Source organism: Neisseria sp. P0022.S010 (assembly GCF_051956635.1).
This window is the reverse complement of the sequence record NZ_JBQCXF010000291.1, coordinates 1-3,632: the sequence shown is the minus strand read 5'-3', so window position 1 is coordinate 3,632 and position 3,632 is coordinate 1. Positions and strand designations below refer to the sequence as shown.

The window sequence follows — 3,632 nt, the reverse complement described above, 5'->3', positions numbered from 1 at the left end:
ATTTAATGATTTATATGATGAAAATTTACTGAAATAATGAATTAAGAAATATTTACACAAATTATGGCAGACAGAGGAAAACTTCTTTCGAATATACTGTCTAATTATCTAGATCAGTCATTTGCAATACGCCCACATATCACCCCAAAAGCCTACAGGAAAGGGATGCCGGCATTCTTGCAGACCCATTTTTATGCCTAGAGGCATGCAACAAATACCACAATAAGGAAGATTCATGAAATCGTTCGAAAAAATTGAAAATATCCGCGATATCCGTAAAAAACTCGGCCTGAACCAAATGGACTTCTGGAGCCGCATTGGTGTGACTCAATCCGGTGGTTCCCGTTACGAATCAGGCCGCAATATGCCTAAACCTGTACGCGAATTGCTGCGTTTGGTACACATCGAGCGCGTAGATTTGGCTAAAGTTAACCGTGACGACTTGGCCGTTGCGTCCCTGCTGAAAAACCGCGACCCTGAGTTGTACGCTTCTCTGAAAAAAGAAGCCAAAGCCGACAAAGGCAAATAATCGAGCTATTCAAAAGGCCGTCTGAAATTCGTTTTCAGACGGCCTTTTTCCTTTCTACACCCTAAGGGCATGTCTGCATACATGCCCTTTTTCATTTACGGCTGATACTGTTTGAAATAGTCCAACACGATTTGTGGCAGCCATTGCAGATTCAGACGGCCTTGATCGCGGCTGACAAAACCGACATGCCCGCCGTATGCCGGTTGCAGCAGCGTAACGGCCGAGGACACGTCCCGCCCGGTCGGCAGGGCTTCTGGCGGCAGGAAAGGGTCATTGACGGCATTGAGCAGCAGTAACGGCGTACCCACGCCTTTCAGGAACGGTTTGCAGGAATTACGGCGGTAGTAATCGTGGCGGTCGGCAAAACCATGTAGCGGCGCGGTAAAGCGGTCGTCAAAATCGCCAAGCGTTTTGCAGTTTTGCTGGCTTAAGGCCGTCTGAAACTGAGGAATCGCCTGGGCTTTCGGCAACAGCGAATTTAAAAAATAGCGCGTGTAAATCAGTCGCGTCATGCCCTGATCAAATCGCGTACCGGCCGCTACGGCATCAACCGGCGCGGAAACGACGGCAGATGCGCGTGGAACGGCATTGCTGCCCTGCTCACCCAAATATTTGGCCAGGGCATTGCCCCCCAAAGAAACGCCGACAGCGTAGATGGTTGAATAGCGTCGGGCCAGTGTGTTGAGCATAAAGGCGATTTCGGGCGTATCGCCGAGGTGGTAGAACACGGGCGCGGTGTTTTCTATACCGCCGCAACTGCGGAAATGGGCAACCACGCCGTTCCAACCGCGCTGCTGCACGGCTTTCATCAGCTCGACTGCGTAATGACTCTCGCTGCTGCCTTCCAGTCCGTGGAACAAAACCACCAACGGCGCATCAGGATTGGCGCTGTCGACAAAATCGTAGGCAACTTGGGTTTTGCCGGTACTGTCGGGCAGAAGCTCGCGGCGGTAGTCAGGCGCCTTGCCTTGCAGCAGCTTGGCAAACAGGGTGTCGGCATGGCCGTTCCTGAGCCAATAAGGCGTGTTGGGTGAACGTGTATTCATGATTTATTTCTTCTATTTTTCAGACGGCCTGAAGATGAGCATATACACCAGCAAGGCAGTCAGCGTGCCGTTTGTCCAGCCTGCCCAAACATCGGTGGGATAATGTACGCCCAGATAAATGCGTGAAAACCCGGTCAACAGTGCAAAGGAAATACCGCCTATCCAAGCGGCGCGGCGGTAGCGCGTGCGGCGGCAAAGCAATATCAGCATGACGGCAATGGCGGCGGAAAACGTACTGTGGCCGCTGGGGAAGGAAAAATTGCTCTCCTCAATCAGGCGCGGCCAAAGCAACGGGCGTTCGCGGGCAAACCATACCTTCACAATCAGCATGTTCAAAGTCGGCACCAATGCCGCCAACACGCAAAACAGCGCTTCGCGCTTCTTATCGGCAAAATACAGGGCGGCGGCAACCGCGCCGATCAGCGGCACGGCAATCGCGGTTTTGCCCAGATAGTGCAACACGGTGGCAATCGGATCAAACCATGTGCCCGCGTAGGCATGGACGGCGTGCATCAGCGGCGGTTCAAAAGCGAAGCCGCCATATTGCGCCAGCCAAATGCCGATGATGAGGGTCGGCGGTAAAAACAGCAAAGAGGCAAAAGTCAGTGCGCGTCTGGATTGGGCTGGGGATAAATGCATTATTCCACCGTTTCTTTCAAAGTCGCGCCAATCGCCTGCAAACCCTGCAACGCATCTTCCCACGCTGCATCCAGCAAGCGGCAGGCCTCGCCTTCCGCTTTGATGCCGAACTCGATATGCGGCGGAGTATAACGGCCGTCTGAATCGGTACGGCCCACGGTGGGCAGGCTGTAAGAACGGATACCGGCGTAGGTGCGCTCAAGATGTTCCATAATCGGCGTAATGCGCGACTCGGGTTGGTTGAACACATACACGCTGCGGCTGCCGCGTTCGGTTTGGTTGAAGCGGTCGGCGTAATAAGTTTCCAATACCCATTCCGCCATCGGGTGCGCCATCACGGGGAAACCGGGGAAGAAATAATGTTCGCGGATGGAAAATCCGGCGATGTTGTTAAACGGATTGGGCACCAATTCCGCGCCTTCGGGAAAATCCGCCATCTTCAGCCGTTGGGCGTGTTCCGGCGAATCGAGCGGTTCGCCGCGTTTCCGGGTAACGCCTTCGATAAACTTGGCGGCTTCAGGATGGCGGACGACGGGCAAATCTAAAGCGGCGGCGGCAGCTTGGCGCGTGTGGTCATCAGGCGTGGAGCCGATACCGCCGGTAACAAAAGTCGGCAGGCCGTCTGAAAAACTGCGGCGCAGTTGTTTGACCAGCAAATCGGGTTCGTCTGGCAGATATTGCACCTGATTGAGCTTCAGCCCGTGCGATTCCAATAAAGCTTTAAAAAAGGAGAAATGCTTGTCTTGACGGCTGCCGTGCAGGATTTCGTCGCCGATGATGATGAGGTTAAAAGCGTTCATGATGAGGTTTCTTTAATACGGCCCTCCGAACATTCAGACGGCCTAATTGCTGACAATGTATTCCATTTATAAGATAATGGTTTCAACTTTTCAAGTCTGGAGGAATCCCAATGAGCCAAAACCATACCATTTTACAAAATCTCCCCATCGGTCAAAAAGTCGGCATCGCCTTCTCCGGTGGTCTTGATACCTCTGCCGCACTGCTGTGGATGAAACTCAAAGGCGCACTGCCTTACGCCTACACCGCCAACCTAGGCCAACCTGACGAAGACGACTACAATGCCATTCCCAAAAAAGCGATGGAATACGGCGCGGAGAACGCCCGCTTAATCGACTGCCGCGCGCAGTTGGCACACGAAGGCATTGCCGCCATCCAATGCGGCGCGTTCCACGTTTCCACCGGCGGCATCGCCTACTTCAACACCACGCCTCTGGGCCGCGCCGTGACCGGCACCATGCTCGTTTCCGCCATGAAAGAAGACGACGTCAACATCTGGGGCGACGGCAGCACCTACAAAGGCAACGACATCGAGCGTTTCTACCGCTACGGCCTCTTGACCAATCCCGCGCTGAAAATCTACAAACCTTGGCTCGACCAACAATTTATCGACGAACTCG

At 53.5% G+C, this 3,632-nt stretch carries 5 protein-coding genes; 2 read left to right on the top strand and 3 right to left on the bottom strand.

From position 1 onward, the window contains the following. The first annotated feature begins 235 nt into the window (after positions 1 to 235). On the top strand, positions 236 to 529 hold the full coding sequence (locus ACTHUT_RS15570) for a helix-turn-helix domain-containing protein (RefSeq protein ID WP_003684039.1): 294 nt from the start codon (positions 236 to 238) through the stop codon (positions 527 to 529). A 95-nt stretch (positions 530 to 624) separates the two neighbouring features. Here the strand turns inward: ACTHUT_RS15570 and ACTHUT_RS15565 are convergent, their stop codons facing one another. The 3 genes from ACTHUT_RS15565 to ACTHUT_RS15555 are packed head-to-tail and all read right to left on the bottom strand — an operon-like array spanning position 625 to position 3,014. Continuing rightward, on the bottom strand, positions 625 to 1,575 hold the full coding sequence (locus tag ACTHUT_RS15565; protein ID WP_049352667.1) for a YheT family hydrolase: 951 nt from the start codon (positions 1,573 to 1,575) through the stop codon (positions 625 to 627). A 12-nt stretch (positions 1,576 to 1,587) separates the two neighbouring features. Further along, complete coding sequence (locus ACTHUT_RS15560; protein WP_003684052.1) at positions 1,588 to 2,214, bottom strand: phosphatase PAP2 family protein; 627 nt, start codon at positions 2,212 to 2,214, stop codon at positions 1,588 to 1,590. Next, the gene (locus tag ACTHUT_RS15555) at positions 2,214 to 3,014 is read right to left on the bottom strand and encodes a competence/damage-inducible protein A (protein WP_440418997.1); all 801 of its coding nucleotides are present in this window, start codon (positions 3,012 to 3,014) and stop codon (positions 2,214 to 2,216) included. Before ACTHUT_RS15555 ends, ACTHUT_RS15560 begins: the two co-directional genes overlap by 1 nt. A 110-nt stretch (positions 3,015 to 3,124) precedes the next feature. Between ACTHUT_RS15555 and ACTHUT_RS15550 the strand changes: the two genes are divergently transcribed. Further along, the coding region (locus ACTHUT_RS15550; protein ID WP_440418701.1) for an argininosuccinate synthase domain-containing protein at positions 3,125 to 3,632 on the top strand (508 nt) is incomplete at its 3' end.